Raw genomic sequence first — 16,985 nt, forward strand, 5'->3', positions numbered from 1 at the left:
CACCGGGCGGAATGGCGTTGGCATGCTTTGTACTCCGAACTGGCGCGCTTCTGCGCGTGGCGGCATCCCGCGACGCTTGAAGGCGACGGACGAACCGATGTCGAGCGCGTCGGCCTCAATCCCTGCCGTGCTGCCGTTCAGACCTTGAGATGTATCAGGTTGCTGACATCGCGCTGGGGCGCAAAGCGTCCGCTTCCCGCACGATAGCTGCGAGCTTTTCGTCGTAGGTGCGCGGCGCGGCCTTCGTCGCTCCCGCTGCCTGGGACGGGGGCCGCGCGATACGCCAGTCGAGTTCGGTGCGTTTCTGTGGTTCAACGAACTGGACCGCGAATCCGTCGGCCAAATGCCTGACAACGCGTCCGACGCAAGTTCCGACAGCCAGCGGAGTTCCGATCGGCGGCTGCACGTCGGCCGAGATGGCGACGCCGCTTACCGACATGTCGATGACAAAGCAGCTATGGATGGTGCCATCGGCGAAGGTCAGGGCGGAGTGCGGGCTCGCTGGAATGATGCGCGCTTGCTTTCTGACGTCGCGGATACTGGAATCATTTTGCTTCTTTTCAAGCCAGGTGAGCTGGTCCGCCATCTTCGCGCGCTGGGGCAGGTCGATCAAGAGTTCGAGCAGGAAACTGCCGGCCGTGGTGTCGCTGATGCGCCCGTCGAGCTTGCCGAATTCGGCGAAATAGCAGGAGATCTTCTCGCCGATCCTCCCGACGACGGGCACGTCGACCAACATCCGGAACGGCGAAACCCGGCTGGTCCGGCACGCAAAGGAGCGTGGCCTTCCCTCCGGGTCAAACCAGTTAGGAAGCGTATAGCTGCCGCCCACGGCGATCTTGACCGCTCGTTGCTTCTGAAATTTCGCGATCGTCACTGCACAGGCTCCTCGCGATAGAATCTCATCTGGGGTGATTTCGTCTGAACCTTAACATCCGTAAATATACGCGGTCTTGCGAAAGTAGTTCTATTCGCAAGCCTGCGACGGTTTTTTGTGATTCAAGATAATCAAATTCTTTCCAGTTCGTCGTTAATGCAAATTAATGGAATTGCGCCACCACATGCGGGAACATCACCTCGATCAGCGTGCCGGAGCGGCCGCCGGTCCTGACCTGGAACTTGGCGCGGTTGGCTTCGACCAGGGCCTTGGTCAGGGACAGGCTCACGCCCGAGCTTGAGGCCCGGTCCGACGGCGCCGGCATGCTGAATGAATCCAGCGCCGCGGCGACCTCGTTGTCGTTGAGGCCGTGGCCGGTGTCGCGGACCCGCAGCATCACTTCGCCGAAATCCGACAACGCCGTGGAGACGATGACCTGACCGCCGGCATTGGCGAGATGGATCGAATTGCCGATCAGGTTCAGCGTGATCTGGCGCAGCGCCCGCGTATCGGCGATCACCGGCGGCAGCGCATGCGCCAGCGAGGTGCGGATGATGATGCGCTCGCGGTTGGCCTGCGGCTGCATGGCGGCGACGCAGCTCTCGACCAGCTCGTTGAGGTTCTGGCTGGTGAAAGCCAGGTCGAGCTTGCCGGCTTCGATCCGGCTGAGGTCGAGCAGGTCGTTGATGATCGCGGTCACGCGCGCGCCGGAAGCACGGATGTCCTTCAGGTATTCGAGGTAGCGCGCGTTGCCGAGCGCGCCGAAACGCTCACCGATCATCACCTCGGCAAAACCGATAATGGCGTTGAGCGGCGCGCGCACCTCATGGCTGATCCGGGCCAGCACGTCGGCCCTGGCGCTGGCGGCGCGATCGGTCAGCCGCCGCGCCTCGCGCAATTCGCCTTCGATTTTGCGGGCCTGCGACAGGTCGCGGAACACCGCGAAAAACTTCGGGCTGTCGGCGCGGGTGCGCCCTATCGTCATCGACAGCGGAAGGACGCCGCCCTTGCTTTCGCGACCAAGCACCTCGCGCCCCTGACCAAGCAGGCTGGCGATGCCGGCGGACTTCATGCGGGCGAGATATTCGAGGACGTCCTGCCGGCTCTCGGGTGCGAACAGCTCCGCCAGATTGAGGCCTGCCAGCGCCGCGCCGTCGTAGCCGAACAGGGCTTCGGCGCTGCGATTGCAGGAGCTGATGTTTCCCGCGGCGTCGAACATGACGATGCCTTCGGCTGTGGTGTCGAGGATGGCGGAGAGTTCTTCGGCGCGGGCATGGCCGACCGCCGACGGCGCGTCGCGATCGGCTTGATCGACCGTGGGTTCGCCAATTTCAGCCGTCGGGACCGGTCTCGTGTCAGCGATCGCAGCCGCGACCGCGGGGTTCTCACGGCGCGCGTCCGAAAAGATCAGGGCGAGCGCCGAATCGCCGTCCCACGAAATCGTATAGAGGCGGGCATCGGCCGCCGATGATGGTGCGTCCGCGCCGGGAAGCTGGCTCGCCGAAATCGTCACCGGCGTGCCGGTGTCTGATGTCGAGGAGGCACTCGATACGCCGGGTTCGACATAGAGCGCGTCGATACCGCCGGCATCCTCCAGCGCGTGCAGGCTCGGATAGCCGAGCTGGATCAGGAACGCCGCATTGGCGTAGAGCAGCCGGTCCAGCCGGTAGACCAGCACACCGACCGGCAGCAGATCGAGCAACATCTTGTCGCGTCGGGCTTCGCCGCGCGCGGGCGGTTCGGGCGGCGCGAGCCATTCGGGCGGCTTGCTGATGGGTTCGCGCGCGACCGATGCGGCGGGGGATTCCAAGGCGGCGGCCAGGGCGATCTCATTGCCCGTCTCGGTTTCCAGTCGCGCCGACAATTGCCGGGCCAGTTCGTCGAAGGCGCCGTTCTCGATCGGTGTCAGCGGCGCTGGCTTCAACTCGCCGGGGGCGCGGAACGGCAACACGTTCTTCGGTGCGTCCGCGGGCAGATCCGGGATGACCGGCGTCAATGCCCGCCGTTCGGTTTCCAGGGGCGCTGGAATATCGGTTGGGCGAGGGGCCTCGCCGGCAAACGACTCGGTCAAGACGGGCGCCTCGCCCGATGGGGTCGGCCGTTCATCGACGGAAGCCGGTTGCGGGGCCACGGGTTGCCGCGTGACCGGCGGGCTCGGCGGCGGCGTTGGCGTTTCCGTTTGACTGGATTGCAGCGCGGCCTGCGCGGATGCCATCGGGGGGAGGTTGGCGGTGACGATCAGAACGCCGTGACTGCCATCCGGGAAATCGAATCGGGAACAGCTGCAGGTCGCGAGCATGCCGGGCGATGCGCCAAAACCTTGCAGCCGTTCCAGCCGGATGGCGCCATTCGCCCGCAACCGGCTCGCCAGCCGCGCGATTTGCCGCCGATGCCGGTCAACAGGTTCGAAATTTTTTTCGGCAAGAGCCGTGACGTTGGCCGCGCCGAACAGGCGCAGGCCGGCCGGGTTGGCCCAAAGGATCCGGGTGCCATCGGCCGTCCACAACCACGCTGGCATGGCGTTGGCGGCATAGACCGCCAATCGTGGATCGCCGGGCGCGGGCAGCTGAAATTCCCCGTCATTCATCGAAAACGACTTCACCATCCGGCGTCAGGGTCGGCCGCCGGTAGGATGGCAGCTCAAAGGCGCCGCTACTATCGCAAGCCCCGCGCGTCAGGTCCACGGCTGGTTCCTGCCGATAACGTCCATGCGGCGCATGGACTTTATCCGGCGGCCTCTTCCGACCCGCTCGAACCAGAAGCCGTCAGTGGCGTTGTTGATTTGCACGGCTTGATCGAAGGTCTAATATCAAAATCTGGAGGCGCCGGCTTGAGCCGGATACCAGAGACGAGTTTCCCGGCAACGGAACAGGAGTAAACCATGAGCGAGGATGGACGCGAGCGTTTCGAGATACCGACGGACATGCGAGCGATGGCGGAAGCAAGCTTTGAGCAGGCCCGCAAGACGTTCGAAAAATTCGTCGCCTCCGCGCAAGCGACCGTCGGCGTAGTCGAGGAGCGCAACGCCAGCGTTCGCGCCGGCGCCAGGGACATCAGCACCAAGGCCATCACCTATGCCGAGAAGAACGTGCAGGCCTCTCTCGACTACGCCCAATCCCTATTGAAAGCCAAGGATCTCTCGGAGGTCATGCGGCTGCACAGCGAATACGTCCAGGGGCAGATGCGGTCGCTCGCGGAGCAGGCCAGCGAAATGGGCCAGATCGTCAGCAGGGCGGCGATGGACGCCGCGAAGCCCAAGGTCTGACATGAGCTGACGGGACCTGCAGCGGCGGGCGGCCATCGATTGCCGCGCTCCGAAAGCGGGCTGGAATATGCATCCGGCACAGGTCAATCATGCGGCAATGCACCACAGAACGCATTGCGTTGCACAAATTTGCCATGATAGGCATGCTAGATCAACGCGCGCCCATTGATGTGCGCTTCCATCATGCCCGACCTGATCCCTTCGGCGTTGCCGGCCGGTCGCCTGCGTCCGCGAGAGGGAGGAACTGAACCCCATTTATGAAGGATGCATGCCGTGACCAATCCCACCACCCCGTTCTCCGCCTCCATCATCCCGTTCGAAATGCCCGAGCAGGTGCGCGCGTTTGCTGAAAAGGGTGTTTCGCAGGCCCGCGACAGTTACGCCAAGTTCAAGGATGCCGCCGAGGCTCACAACGGCACCATCGAGGCCGTTTTCACCTCTGCCAACAAGGGCGCCAGCGAATACTCCGCCAAGCTGGTCGAGTTCTTCAAGGCCAATACCTCATCCTCGCTCGACTTCGCGCAGGAGCTGTTGGGCGTGAAGACGCCGGCGGCGGCGCTGGAGCTGTGGACCTCGCAGGCCAGGAAGCAGTACGAGACGTTCGCTGCCCAGGCCAGGGAGCTCGCCGAGCTGTCGCAGAAAGTCGCGACCGAGACCATCGAGCCGATCAAGGCAAGCGCGGCGAGATACGACAAGCCGGCCGCCTGACCAAACTGCGATTGTGAGCAGAGGCCCGGGCAATCGGCCTGGGCCTTCTTGTTTCGGGACGGGTTTGCCGGCCGGGTGCGATCCGGCCGGCACCCCGCACTTCAGCGATCGCCCGCTCCGAAGCCTTGCTCCGAAGCCTTGCCAAAGCGAGGCGTTGCACCTAGTTTCCGGCCCATTCGCGACCCCTTTCTTGGGGCTCCGCAAAGGATGCAGTTGTAGCTCAGTTGGTTAGAGCGCCTGTCTGTGGAACAGGAGGTCGGTGGTTCGAGCCCACCCAACTGTACCAACGAAATCAGCCAGTTGGCCTCGTAACCTCGAAGTTGGCTTCCGCCATGGCTGACGGTTGGCGACCGTTGCTTCAAGCAAGGCACGATATCCAGCGCCGAAATGCGCTTTCATCTTTTCGTTCGATGTGAGGCGCCGAGCCGAATACGCCCCGTCACGGGTTCCGGCGCTTGACCGATCGGCGCCCGGTCAGTCCTGTCTGCTCTCGACGATCGAGACCTCCGCGCTCAAGCCGTTCACAAACCGGATCGAACAACTCCCTGACGAAACGGCTCTTGCGATCTTGATGGCGCCGATATCGAACATCTGATGGCGGCGACAAATCGTGGCGAGCGTGTCGCTGCATCCCTATCGTGAGATGATTCCTCGTAGGGGGCAGACCAAGAAATGCCAAAAAAGTTCAGAATGCGCCAGCAGCGCTGCTTTTCCCAATTTGGTCGTTACCGCTGCGTTGCGTTCAGTTGCTGGGTGATAAGGCAAAACTAACGGTTGTCCGCCTACATTTTTGGGGCGGAGGCTCAACCCGGATGTTTTCAGTTCTATCGGAGTGGCGACACGCTGCGGCTCGCATGACCGCAGGACCGAGCGGCTGCGTCAAACCGAATGACGCTGCCAGAGGATGTGCCAGTCGTGCCGCAGGCATGAATGTGCCCTCGCAGGAGCCCTGCAGCAAGCTGCTGCAAGCTCCGAACTTGATCGCTGCGAATATTTCGGCCGCCCACCGGGCTCACGCGTGATGCCTGCACCTCTTGTAAACCATTCCCTCCCGGAAAGCGGCCTGGCCGACGTAATGCTGAACCGGCCCGCCAATGTCGGCGAACCCGAGATGCGCCGGATTCGGGCGGCGCAGATCAACAGCGTGATGCAGCTGGTGCCGCTCACCATGAGCATCGTGGTTGGCAACGCCGCGCTGGTTCTGTTCATCTTCTGGGATTCAAGCTCGTACGTTTTCCTGGCCTCTTGGGCGTCCGGAATCGTGTTGGCGAGTGCCATCGCGCTGCGATCATGGGCCCGATCGCGGCATAATCCTCCCAGGGAAGCATCGCCGCGCGCGACGAGGCGGATGGCGATCCAGGCCTTTGCGCTTGCCGTGGCCTGGGGGATGTTGCCGCTTGCGCTGTTTCAGGAATCTGATCCCACTCGTCAGCTGATCATGAGCTGCCTCATGGCGGGAATGATCGCGGGCGGCGCGTTCTCGCTCTCGATAGTGCCCCAGGCCGGAATCGCCTACACGTGGACCCTGTCCCTGATGGTCGGAACGGCGCTGTTGTCCACCGGCCAGCCGATCTTCATCGCGACCGCGATCTTCGCGCTGATCTATACAATCTTCATCTCGCGCCACATGATCGCGCACGGCAACCTTTTCCTGAACAATCTGAAGGCGCAGTTGGAGCTTGGACAGCAGACCGAAATCATTTCGTTGCTGCTCAAGGAATTCCAGGAGAACGCCAGTGACTGGCTGTGGCAAACCGACGCCGACGCCCGGTTGATTTACGTTCCGCAGCGTTTCGTCGATGTTTCCCGGATGCCGCTGGCATCGCTGCTCGGCGTCCACTTTGCGGAAGTCTTGGGCGTGTTGTGCCCCGACGACGGGGCAGCGGTCGCGGTTCTTGCCGAACAGATGGCGAAACGTGAATCTTTGCAGGAAGTATCGGTCCACGTGGTTGTCGGCGGCAACCCGGGAATGTGGTCACTGAGCGCAAAGCCGACATACGACCATGATGGAACCTTCTCCGGCTATCGCGGCGTCGGCCGCGACGTCACCGAGCGCTCAAGAGCCGAACGGGCAGAGCAGGGACAGGCCCTGGCGCGAGAACGCTTCGAGATTGCCGTCAATAACATGAGGCACGGCCTGTTGTTGTTCGATGCATCTCACCGACTGATCGTGTGCAATGATAGCTATATCGAGATGTACGGGCTGTCGCCGGAAATGATCCAGCCAGGCTGCAGCCTGCGCGAGATCGTTGCGTGTCAGAAACAGACCGGGTCGTTTGGCGGCGACGTCGATCGCTACTGTGACGAAGTGCTGCGCAACATCGCTTTCGACCACGTCGCGGTCGTTGGTACCCGGGATGGGCGCACGATCCGGATAGCGAACAGGCCGCTGGCAGACGGCGGATGGGTAGCGACGCACGAGGACATTACCGATCTGAAGCGGCGGGAAGAAGCGCTGAAGATCCGGTCGGAACAGCTCATTGAAGCCCAGTCGCTCGGAAAGATCGGCGACTGGAGCTACCGGATCGGCGACCGGGACGTGTGGTGGTCGCCGCAGATTTTTGAACTCCTCCGCCATGATCCGGCGACGTTCGCGCCAACCCGGGAGGCGATCATCTCGGTCTATGAGGGAGACGGCGCCGCGAGGGTGCTCGCGTCCCAGGCCGAAACATTGCGCACCGGCAGCACCAGAAGCGTCGATGTAAAGGCCAAGCGCGGCGACGGGTCCGTCGGCGATTTTGTCGTTACCAGCAAGGCGATGAGGGATGCCGGGGGGCGGATTATCGGTTTCGCCGGCACGATTCAGGACATCTCTGACCGTAAATCCGCCGAAGAGAAACTGGAGAAGCTGGCTTATTTTGATCCTCTCACCGGGCTGGCCAACCGGGCGCTGTTTCACCGCGAACTGAACGATGTCCTTACCTACTGCGCGCAAACCGGCTCGCAAGCCGCGCTGCTGATGCTCGACCTCGATCGTTTCAAGGAAGTCAACGACTCGCTCGGACATGCGTCCGGCGATGAACTGCTCGCCAAGGTCGCTCGACTGATATCCCGGGCGCTGGGCAACGACTGCTTCATCGCGCGCCTTGGGGGCGACGAATTTGCCGTCATTCTGCGGGACTGCGCCGACCGAACGGCCGTCCGGGAGATGGTCGCAGACGTGCTTGCAGTGGTTTCCGGAACGGTTCAGCTGGAGCGAGGCGAGATCACGATCGGCACCAGCATAGGTATCGCGTTGATCCCGAGCGATGGCGCAACAACGACTGATCTTCAGAAAAATGCCGATCTCGCGCTATATCGCGCCAAGGAGACCGGTCGTGGCCGCTGCGTGTTCTTCGAGCCTGAACTCGGCGCTGCGATGCAGCACAAGGTCGTGCTGGCCCGCGAATTGCGGAAGGCGATCTCCGAAAACGTCGGTCTTGCCGTGCACTATCAACCGCAGGTCTCGCTCTTGAGCGGCCGTGTCACCGGCTTCGAGGCGCTGATGCGCTGGACCCACCCGACCCTTGGCAATGTTTCGCCTGCTGAATTCATAGCGGTTGCCGAAAGCTCGCAAACCATCTGCGATCTCGGTCTCTGGATTCTGCGCGAGGCGGCGGTTCAGGCCAAGGCCTGGCTCGATGCCGGCGAACCCGCTCGTGAGATCGCAGTCAACGTATCGGCAGCGCAAATCTGGCACACCGACTTCGCGGTCCACGTCGAGAAGGTATTGAACGAGACTGGCCTGCCTCCTCATCTACTTTGCCTCGAACTGACCGAAAGCCTGTTGGCCGATCATGCCGAAGGAAGGGTGCGCATCGTGCTGCTGCAGCTGAAGCGCCTGGGCGTGACGCTAGCGCTCGACGATTTCGGCACCGACTACTCTTCTCTCGGCTATCTTACCCAGCTACCATTCGACAAGATCAAGATCGACCGTATCTTTGTCGATGGTATCACTGAATCGGCGCGCGCCCGAAATCTCATGGGCGGTATCATCGCGCTCGGCCGCGGCCTCGGCATGACGATCGTGGCCGAAGGCGCTGAAACCCCCGATGAGGTCGCCATCCTCGGTGAAATGAGATGTGATACGGTCCAGGGCTATGTATTCGCTCGCCCTGCGGTCGCGACAGAAGCGCTGGTCGTTGCGCAATCTTTTGAGGGCCAGGAATGCCGGGTGGATCAGACGTTGCCCACCATGCTAGCCACGCTGCAAGGTGACCGAAAGACAGCGGCTGTGGCGCGATGATGGCCAGCAGGCCAGGACTTGGTGCCTGCGTCGATTGAACACCGGCAACAGGCTACATCGATGACCGGCGGCTCAAAGTGTCTCCCGCGCCAGGCGCGATATGCTAATTGCTGCGGCCTGTGGCCCGCGCGTGCTTGCGAATCCGAAATCCTTCAATCACACTTCCTTCAGCTGATTTGCGCCGGGGGGATCAAATCGATGTCGTTTTTTCGGACCGGATATCTTCACTTTGGCTTGTTGCTGGGCACCGCGTGCTTGGTTTCGATGTGGCCCGCCGCAAGCAGGTCCCACACTCCCGAGCAGGAGCAGGCCTGCACCGGCGATGCGTTTCGGCTCTGCAGCGCCGACATTCCCGACGTCAACCGCGTGACGGCCTGCATGATCCGCAACAAGTCCCAGCTCTCGCCGCAATGCCGGGCGCATTTCAGGCCCGGTCCCGAGACGGACGAGGTTGCGGTCAGGCCCGTCGGACGGCCAACCGTGATCCGGCCCTAAGCTCGGCACACGGGGTGAGCGCCAAACCTCGAAAATCCAGACGACCTCCTATCCGACGATCAAACCCGCCACGGCCTCTCGGCTATCGCGCAACGGCGCCTTCGCGCGACAGACTGACGCCCTTGCCGGCGGCATGTTTCGTGGACATCTCTCTGGGAAGGAGGAAGTCCATTGAGCGAACACAAGCAGGAGCTCGACCGGCATTTTGCATGGTTCGAAGAGAAGCTGCCGCCACGGCCGGCAAGATTCGTCGGCTGGCTGCGCAAGCCGTCGTCGCGCTACGCGCGGATCCCGGTGGCCATCCTGTTGATGGTAGGCGGGATTTTCGGATTCTTGCCGGTGCTGGGAGTCTGGATGCTGCCGCTCGGACTCGTTTTGTTCGCGCAGGACGTGCCGGCGTTTCAAAAGCCGATGGCGAAGGGGCTCGGATGGGTCGAACGCAAATGGATCGCGCGCGAGCGTGCCAAGGACATGCGTTGAAGCCTCAAGCCACCCGTCGATCCATCATTGCGATTCCATCCCTGGTTGTTCTGCTACCGAGTGTGACTCAAAAACCAGCCTTGTTGGCAAATCCGTGGCTTTGTGGCGACAGACGTTAAATTTTTCTTTCACGAATCAGCGCGGTGATTCATTTTCGTCTCCTAGGGTCAATCTGGAGGCCAAGGTATGAACGTCATAGTTTTCGCTTCGCGTAAGGGAGGCTCGGGAAAAAGTACCCTGGCTGCTCATCTCGCTGCCCATGTTCACAAGGCAACGAAACCCATCCTGCTGGTCGACGCCGACCCGCAGGGCTCTCTCACGCTGTGGCACAAGCTGCGCGGCACCAACGAACCGCCGATCAAGGCCGCGGTGAATTCCGTCAGCGGAATCGTCGCTGCTGCCAAGCGCGACGGCGTTGAATGGGTCTTCATCGACACGCCGCCGAATCTGTCGGCGGTCGTCGAAGACGCCATCAAGAACGCCACGATGGTGATCATCCCGGCGCGGCCCGGCGTGTTCGACGTCAACGCCGTGCAGGAGACGATTCAAACCTGCCGCACGGCGCGCAAGCCCTACGCCGTCGTGATCAACGGCGCGCCCGCGGAGCGCGACGGGGCCGAAAGCCGCATCGTCGCCATCGCGCGCGAAGCGCTGGCAAAGTTCCGTGCGCCGGTGTGGAGCGGTCAGATCACCAACCGTGCCGATCTGCTGATGGCGCTTGGTCAAGGCGAAGGCGCCCGCGAGTACTACGCGGAAGGCCGGGCTGCGGCCGAGATCAGCAGGTTGTGGGGTGCGATCGAACGCTCGATCAAGGCGATTCGCGGGACGGCGTCGGCATCGGGCGCCATGCACAAGCAGGCGGCGTAGCAACGCCGCTTTTTCGGAGCTGCCAAAGAACGCGCGGGTTCCGCGCGTTTTTAGGTCGTGGTGAATTGCCGCCGGGATGGCGCATGGCGACGAAACCGGCGGAGGCGCGAAACGATCCGTGCGGATGCGCGGATTACGCCACCATCAGCATGTAGAACACCACGACCGGCGAAAGGGTCAGGATCACCGACCAGACGCCGACCGCCCAGACAATGTCCTCGGTCGTGAAGCCCTGTTGCTCAGGGGTAGTGTTGTTTTCGAAATGCACGAAACGCCCCCGTGGTTAGTTGTTGTGAGGGCATTGATAGGCGATCGGCTTTAAGAACCCGGTCGCGATTTCGCTCGCATTTAACCCCAGGTGCTACCGCCGATTAACCACGGACGAATGCTGGTTAACGCCAGGTTGCCGCAAAGCTTCGCAGTCGAGCGAAGGCCCGGCCTCAATGATAAGGTCCTTGAGCGTATGATGCGCCGTCAACAAGAAACGACGGGGGCTCCGATGACCGATCACAATCCGAAATATCCGACCTGCGTGCATGCCCAGCGAATGCATGACGTGTTCCTGGTCTCGTCATTCGCGATCTGGGCGATGGTGCTCGGCTTCGCGCCGGTGCTGACCTATCGCCTGCTCGTGAGCTGACGTCGCTTTTTCCCTGCCGCTGTCGGAGGGAGAGGGCTGATCGGGTGCGCCGCGCGACAGCAGCATCCTTCGCCGGTCGAATTCAAAATCCAGCCGCGCCGCCAGCTCTGCGCTCGCGGCCACCATCGGCAGGCGCACCTCGGCGCTGTCGATCAGTCCGCTGCGCGCCAGCCAGTGCTTGGCGGGCGCGGGGCTGGGCTCGGCGAACAGCAATCGCGTCAATTCGGCGACGCTTTCCCAGCAAGCCAGCGCACCGTCCATGTCACCCTGCTTCAGCAGTGTTCGCACCGCCGCGAATGTTTCTGTCTCCATGTGCGCCGACAGCAGGATAGCGCCGTCGGCGCCATCGGTAAGCGCCGCGTGGAAGTGCGCGTCCTCTCCGGTCAGCACGCGAAAATCCGACGGCTTGTGGCGCAGGAATTCGACCGACTGCGCGCGGTCGGCGCCGCAATCCTTGATGCCGACGATGTTCCTGTGCCGGGCAAGCCGCAGCAGCGTTTCGTTGTCGAGATTGACCGCGCTCCGGTACGGGATGTTGTAGAGCACGATCGGCCAGGCGGCGTGATCGGCAAGCGCTTCGAAATGCTGCAGCAGGCCGCGCTGCGAGGGTCTGATGTAATAGGGGCTGGCGATCAGATAGCCGTCGATCGGCCAGGTCGCCGTCTCATCCAGCGCGTCCAGCATCTTCGCGGTCGCGGCGCCGGATAGCCCAAGGCAGACCGGCATGCAGCGTTCGCTGGCCGCCAGTTCGGCGCGCACCGCCACGACCAACTGCTTGAGTTCGGCGGTGTCGAGCGCCATGCCTTCGCCCGACGTCGCCGCGAGGATCAGGCCGTCGATGGGGGAGCCGGCATAGTGCCTGACCAGCCGGCGCAGGCTGGCCTCGTCAAGCGCACCGTCGCGAAACGGCGTAACCAGGGGCAGCCAAAGGCCCTGCAGCTGGCTCTGCAGATCGTTCGCGGCTCGGTCACTCATTGTTGCATCTCCTCGGTGGGTGAGCCGGAGACGGGCAACAAAAAACCCCGTCCAGACGGCGGGGTTTCTGAGATCGTGAATGCGGCAGGTTCTAGCGCGCGCGTCGATCCGGGGCCCCGAGGTGGGACCCTTTTTTCGACGACAATGCGGCGCACGAACGCGTGATCATGAGATCATGATGGTGGCGGTCGGCTCTGTTGTCAATCGGCGGACAAGCTGACACAGGCGGGAGCCGGCCCACAGCGCTGGTCGAAAACCGCGGGCTCGAAAAAAAGCCGGGCTCGAACGAGCCCGGCCCAAGGTATTGGCCACGTGAGGCCGACACAATCACCTTCCAAGAGGGATTACTGAACCGCCGCGCCACTGGAGGAGGGGGACATGTGCGTAGCGCAACCGATCAGTGTAGGATCAATATGATCCCCATCGGCGCCTTCCGGCAACCGCCCGCGCCGCATGTCAGTCATGCGAAGCGCGGGGCCTGCCCGCTTTATGACGGCCAGCGCTGCGCCTTGCTGACGACGAAATCGCGGAACACCTGCACCCGCGCCACCGTTTTCAGCTCCTCCGGATAGACGAAATAGGTGTCGAGCTGGATCGAGTCGGACTCGCCGAACAACTGCACGAGGCGGTTGTTTTCCTCGACCAGATAGTCGGGCAGCGCGGCGATGCCGAGGCCTTGCTGGCAGGCGCGGACCAGTCCCAGGATGTTGTTGACCTTGAAATAGGCCTCGCGCGGACCCGAGCCGTTGCGGCCGGCGTCGATCAGCCAGTTGCGGTTCTGCAGATGCGAGGGGACCTGCGCATCGCCGAGCATGATGATGCGGTGCGAATCGAGGTCGTCCAGGGTGCGCGGCGTGCCGAAACGCTTGATGTATTCCGGCGAGCAGTAGGCGTGGAATCCTATCGAGAACAGCTTGCGCTGGATCAGGTCGGGTTGGGTCGGCTTGCGGGTGCGGATTGCGACATCCGCCTCACGCATCGACAGATCCAGATCCTCGTCGGTAACGATCAGCGAAATTCGGATGTCGGGATAGAGCGCGGTGAATTCGTCGAGCCGCGGGATCAGCCAGTTGATGCCGAGCGCCGGCGGCGTGGTGATCTTGAGGTCGCCGCTTGGCCGCTCGCGGCTGTCGGTAAGCTTGGCCCGCGCCGCCTGCAATTGCATGAACACGTCATGCGCGGTGCGAAACAGCAGGTCGCCCTGCTCGGTGAGGATCAGCCCGCGCGCGTGACGGTGGAACAGCGACACCGAGAGTTCCTGCTCCAGCGCGCTGACCTGTCGCGACACCGCCGATTGCGACAAACCGAGTTGCTCGCCGGCATGGGTGAAGCTGCCTGCCTCCGCCGCCGCGTGAAACACTTTCAGCTTGTCCCAGTCCATGTCGGTTAATCCGTCTCGGGTTCGACGCATGATCACTCCGCCGCTGCACGGTCGCTGGCGCGCAGGGCCAGGAAACGCTCGGCCTCGAGGGCCGCCATACAGCCAAGGCCGGCGGCCGTGACCGCCTGCCGATAGGTTTCGTCGGCCACGTCGCCGGCGGCGAACAGGCCGGGGATCGAGGTCGCCGTCGAGTTCGGCGCCACCTCGACATAGCCCGTTGGTTTCAGCTTGATCTGACCGGCGACGAGGTCGGTCGCCGGCGCGTGGCCGATGGCGATGAAGACGCCGTCTGCCGGCACCTCCGTCAGCCCGCCTGTCCTGACGTTTTTCAGGCGCACATGGGTAACCTTGCCGGGATTGTCGACGCCGCAGATTTCGTCGACGGCGCTATCCCAGATCACCCTGATCTTGGGGTGCTTGAACAGCCGGTCCTGCAGGATGCGCTCGGCTCGGAAGTGATCGCGGCGGTGCACGACGGTCACTTGCGATGCGAATCTGGTCAGGAACAGCGCCTCCTCGACCGCGGTGTTGCCGCCACCGACCACCATGACTTCCTTGCCGCGATAAAAGAATCCGTCGCAGGTCGCGCAGGCGGAAACGCCGAAGCCCTTGTATTTTTCTTCCGAGGGGATGCCGAGCCAGCGTGCCTGCGCGCCGGTGGCAAGGATCACCGTTTCGGCCAGATAGACCTCGCCGCTGTCGCAGGTGAGTCGGAACGGACGCTGCGAAAGCTCCAGCTTGTTGACGAGATCGGTGACGATCCTGGTGCCGACATGCGTCGCCTGCTTCTCCATTTGTTCCATCAGCCACGGACCCTGGATGACGTCGGCGAAGCCCGGATAGTTCTCCACATCGGTGGTGATGGTGAGTTGCCCGCCGGGCTGGATGCCTTGAATCAGCACGGGCTCGAGCATCGCCCGCGCCGCGTAGATCGCCGCGGTGTAACCGGCCGGGCCGGACCCGATAATGACGACCTTGGAATGGATGGCGGCAGGCATCGGTCGGTCCCTCTCTTCTAAGGGCGTTTGGTCAGGGCTTGGGCGTGGTGCACCCCGGAAAGGCATCGCGGTGGCGCTGAAAGTGTCAAATCCAAGTCTAGGACATCTGTGTAGCTATGCAAGAATTGCAATCCAACCAAGCGCATTTTCCACGCGGTTTGACCAGATGGCGCATTGCACGCGTAATAAAATTGCGCCTGACGCGGGAGCTGCGCTAAGAGTATTGCATTGGGCCTGCCAAATACCCCTTGGCAGGCCTCCAGCTCATACGGAAACAGACCCCCGGTGCCGAAGAACCTTGACGAGATCGATCTCAAAATCCTCGCCGAAATCCAGGCCGATGGCCGTATCACTAACGTGGAACTGGCAAAGCGCGTCGGCATATCGCCGCCGCCCTGTTTGCGCCGGGTTCGCACCCTGGAGGAAGAGGGCTACATTCAGGGCTACCGCGGGTTGCTGGACCCGCGCCGGCTCGGCTTTGACGTCACCGTATTCGCGTCGGTGCATCTATCGAGCCAGACGGATGCCGATTTGCGTGCGTTCGAGGATTTCGTCCGCGCCGAGCCCCTGGTGCGGGAATGCTGGATGCTCTCAGGCGAGGTGGACTTCATCCTGAAATGCGTCGCGCCCGACATGGCGACGTTTCAGGAATTTGTCACGCATCTGACCGCAGCACCCCACGTCCGCAACGTCAGGACGTCGCTGGTGCTGCACAATTCGAAGTTCGAAGCGGCGGTGCCCCTCGAAGTGAGGGTGCCGGGCTGAAATTGAGAGTCATTCCGGGGCGATGCGATAGCATCGAGCTACGGTGCGCAATTGCGCACCTGAGAATCTCGAGATTCCGGGACTGGTCCTTCGGACCATCCCGGAATGACGGATTGTGTGATGGCGTCCGATTACTTCTTTCGCATCGCATCGACGCTGTACGGGCCGCCGCCCGCCGTCGACAGATAGAGGCAGGCAAAGCAGAACAGGATCGCCAGCGTGCCGCCGTTGATGAGAGGGAAAAAATTCTTCGGCGCGTGACCGAGGAAATAGGCAAAGGCCATCAGCCCGGAAAGAACAAAGGCGGCGGGCCGGGTGAACAGTCCGATCAGCAAGAGCGCGCCCAGAATCAATTCGAGCACACCGGCAGCTCCCCCCAGTGACATCAATTGCACCTTGTTGAGGAAGGCGTAGGCGTTACCCTCCGGAATCGCCGGAAACTTCAGAAGCTTGGCGACACCGAACTGAAACAGCAGCAACCCGGTGATGAAACGAAGCAGGCTCAGTGCCGCCGGTTGCCATTTCGCAAGCATTTTGTCGAATTGGTCCATGTCATCCCCCCGTTTGACCCGATAGCGTTCCAAAACTAATGCAATGGCTGCGCTTCGTCACCGCTATGTGAACTCATATCAACACCTTGCGAACGGGATCATTCCGCGCCGAGCCAAACCTTGCCCCCGGACACCAGCGCAACAAAAAAGCCGCGTGGTCAACGCGGCTTTTTCGAACGCAGATACCCGGCTGGCTTCGCAGTAAACCCCTACCGCCACTCCACCTTGGTGATCTCGTAGGCCTTGGCGCCGCCGGGCGCCACGACTTCCACGGTCGCGCCCTTTTTCTTGCCGATCAGGGCGCGGGCCAGCGGCGAGGTGATGGAGATGCGGCCCTTCTTGGCGTCGGCCTCGGGCTCGCCGACGATCTGCCACACCGCCTTCTTGTCGGTGTCCTCGTCGATCAGCGTGACGGTGGCGCCGAACTTGACGGTGTCGCCCGACAGCTTGCTGATGTCGATGATGTCGGCGCGCGCGAGCTTGTCTTCGAGCTCGGCGATGCGGCCTTCATTGTGCGACTGCTCTTCCTTGGCGGCGTGGTATTCCGCGTTCTCGGAAAGGTCTCCGTGCGAGCGCGCCTCGGCGATGTGCTCGATGATGCGCGGACGCTCCACCGACTGGCGCTGCTTCAACTCGACCTCGAGAGCGGCATAGCCGCTGGCGGTCATCGGAACCTTTTCCATCATTCTCTTTCCGTCCTTCCATCGTGCGAGCCGCCGACCGGCTGCACGCACGAGCCACGCTTCGATTCGATCAGGCCC

General features: G+C 62.5%; 15 protein-coding genes and 1 tRNA gene. 8 read left to right on the plus strand and 8 right to left on the minus strand.

The features are described from left to right. Positions 1-154: 154 nt before the first annotated feature. Entirely contained in the window at positions 155-874 is a 720-nt protein-coding gene (locus Q0D31_RS22845) for a PilZ domain-containing protein (protein WP_291856362.1), read from the minus strand. 163 nt (positions 875-1,037) lie between these two features. Continuing rightward, positions 1,038-3,461 carry a PAS domain-containing protein gene (locus Q0D31_RS22850; protein ID WP_291856365.1) on the minus strand — a complete coding sequence of 808 codons (2,424 nt, stop codon included), beginning with the start codon at positions 3,459-3,461 and terminating at the stop codon, positions 1,038-1,040. Between the two features lie 294 nt (positions 3,462-3,755). Between Q0D31_RS22850 and Q0D31_RS22855 the strand changes: the two genes are divergently transcribed. From Q0D31_RS22855 to Q0D31_RS22885, 7 genes are all read left to right on the plus strand, one after another. Beyond that, entirely contained in the window at positions 3,756-4,139 is a 384-nt protein-coding gene (locus Q0D31_RS22855) for a phasin family protein (RefSeq protein WP_291856366.1), read from the plus strand. 273 nt (positions 4,140-4,412) lie between these two features. Then, positions 4,413-4,847, plus strand: coding sequence for a phasin (locus tag Q0D31_RS22860; protein ID WP_291856368.1), 435 nt, complete (start codon positions 4,413-4,415; stop codon positions 4,845-4,847). Between the two features lie 209 nt (positions 4,848-5,056). Beyond that, positions 5,057-5,133, plus strand: a tRNA-His gene (locus Q0D31_RS22865). Positions 5,134-5,922: 789 nt separating this feature from the next. Continuing rightward, complete coding sequence (locus tag Q0D31_RS22870; protein ID WP_291856370.1) at positions 5,923-9,072, plus strand: EAL domain-containing protein; 3,150 nt, start codon at positions 5,923-5,925, stop codon at positions 9,070-9,072. 198 nt (positions 9,073-9,270) lie between these two features. Further along, the gene (locus Q0D31_RS22875; protein ID WP_291856372.1) at positions 9,271-9,567 is read left to right on the plus strand and encodes a hypothetical protein; all 297 of its coding nucleotides are present in this window, start codon (positions 9,271-9,273) and stop codon (positions 9,565-9,567) included. A 171-nt stretch (positions 9,568-9,738) separates the two neighbouring features. Beyond that, positions 9,739-10,047, plus strand: a complete 309-nt coding sequence (locus Q0D31_RS22880) for a hypothetical protein (protein WP_291856374.1) — start codon at positions 9,739-9,741, stop codon at positions 10,045-10,047. A 186-nt stretch (positions 10,048-10,233) separates the two neighbouring features. Then, entirely contained in the window at positions 10,234-10,914 is a 681-nt protein-coding gene (locus Q0D31_RS22885) for a ParA family protein (RefSeq protein ID WP_291856376.1), read from the plus strand. A 133-nt stretch (positions 10,915-11,047) separates the two neighbouring features. On the opposite strand, the gene Q0D31_RS22890 is transcribed toward Q0D31_RS22885, so the two are convergent. The 4 genes from Q0D31_RS22890 to trxB all read right to left on the minus strand — a co-directional run bounded on the left by Q0D31_RS22890 (position 11,048) and on the right by trxB (position 14,908). After that, positions 11,048-11,182 carry a hypothetical protein gene (locus Q0D31_RS22890; RefSeq protein ID WP_291856379.1) on the minus strand — a complete coding sequence of 45 codons (135 nt, stop codon included), beginning with the start codon at positions 11,180-11,182 and terminating at the stop codon, positions 11,048-11,050. A 303-nt stretch (positions 11,183-11,485) separates the two neighbouring features. Next, positions 11,486-12,529, minus strand: a complete 1,044-nt coding sequence (gene dapA / locus Q0D31_RS22895; protein WP_291856381.1) for a 4-hydroxy-tetrahydrodipicolinate synthase — start codon at positions 12,527-12,529, stop codon at positions 11,486-11,488. Between the two features lie 487 nt (positions 12,530-13,016). Next, entirely contained in the window at positions 13,017-13,940 is a 924-nt protein-coding gene (locus Q0D31_RS22900) for a LysR family transcriptional regulator (protein WP_291856383.1), read from the minus strand. Between the two features lie 2 nt (positions 13,941-13,942). Next, positions 13,943-14,908 carry a thioredoxin-disulfide reductase gene (gene trxB / locus Q0D31_RS22905; protein ID WP_291856385.1) on the minus strand — a complete coding sequence of 322 codons (966 nt, stop codon included), beginning with the start codon at positions 14,906-14,908 and terminating at the stop codon, positions 13,943-13,945. Positions 14,909-15,193: 285 nt separating this feature from the next. Between trxB and Q0D31_RS22910 the strand changes: the two genes are divergently transcribed. Continuing rightward, positions 15,194-15,673, plus strand: a complete 480-nt coding sequence (locus Q0D31_RS22910; RefSeq protein ID WP_291856386.1) for an Lrp/AsnC family transcriptional regulator — start codon at positions 15,194-15,196, stop codon at positions 15,671-15,673. A gap of 131 nt (positions 15,674-15,804) precedes the next feature. On the opposite strand, the gene Q0D31_RS22915 is transcribed toward Q0D31_RS22910, so the two are convergent. Then, positions 15,805-16,224, minus strand: a complete 420-nt coding sequence (locus tag Q0D31_RS22915) for a DoxX family protein (protein WP_291856388.1) — start codon at positions 16,222-16,224, stop codon at positions 15,805-15,807. Positions 16,225-16,433: 209 nt separating this feature from the next. Continuing rightward, complete coding sequence (greA, locus tag Q0D31_RS22920) at positions 16,434-16,910, minus strand: transcription elongation factor GreA (protein ID WP_291856390.1); 477 nt, start codon at positions 16,908-16,910, stop codon at positions 16,434-16,436. Between the last annotated feature and the right edge of the window lie 75 nt (positions 16,911-16,985).

Source organism: Bradyrhizobium sp. (assembly GCF_022844465.1).
Lineage (GTDB): Bacteria > Pseudomonadota > Alphaproteobacteria > Rhizobiales > Xanthobacteraceae > Bradyrhizobium.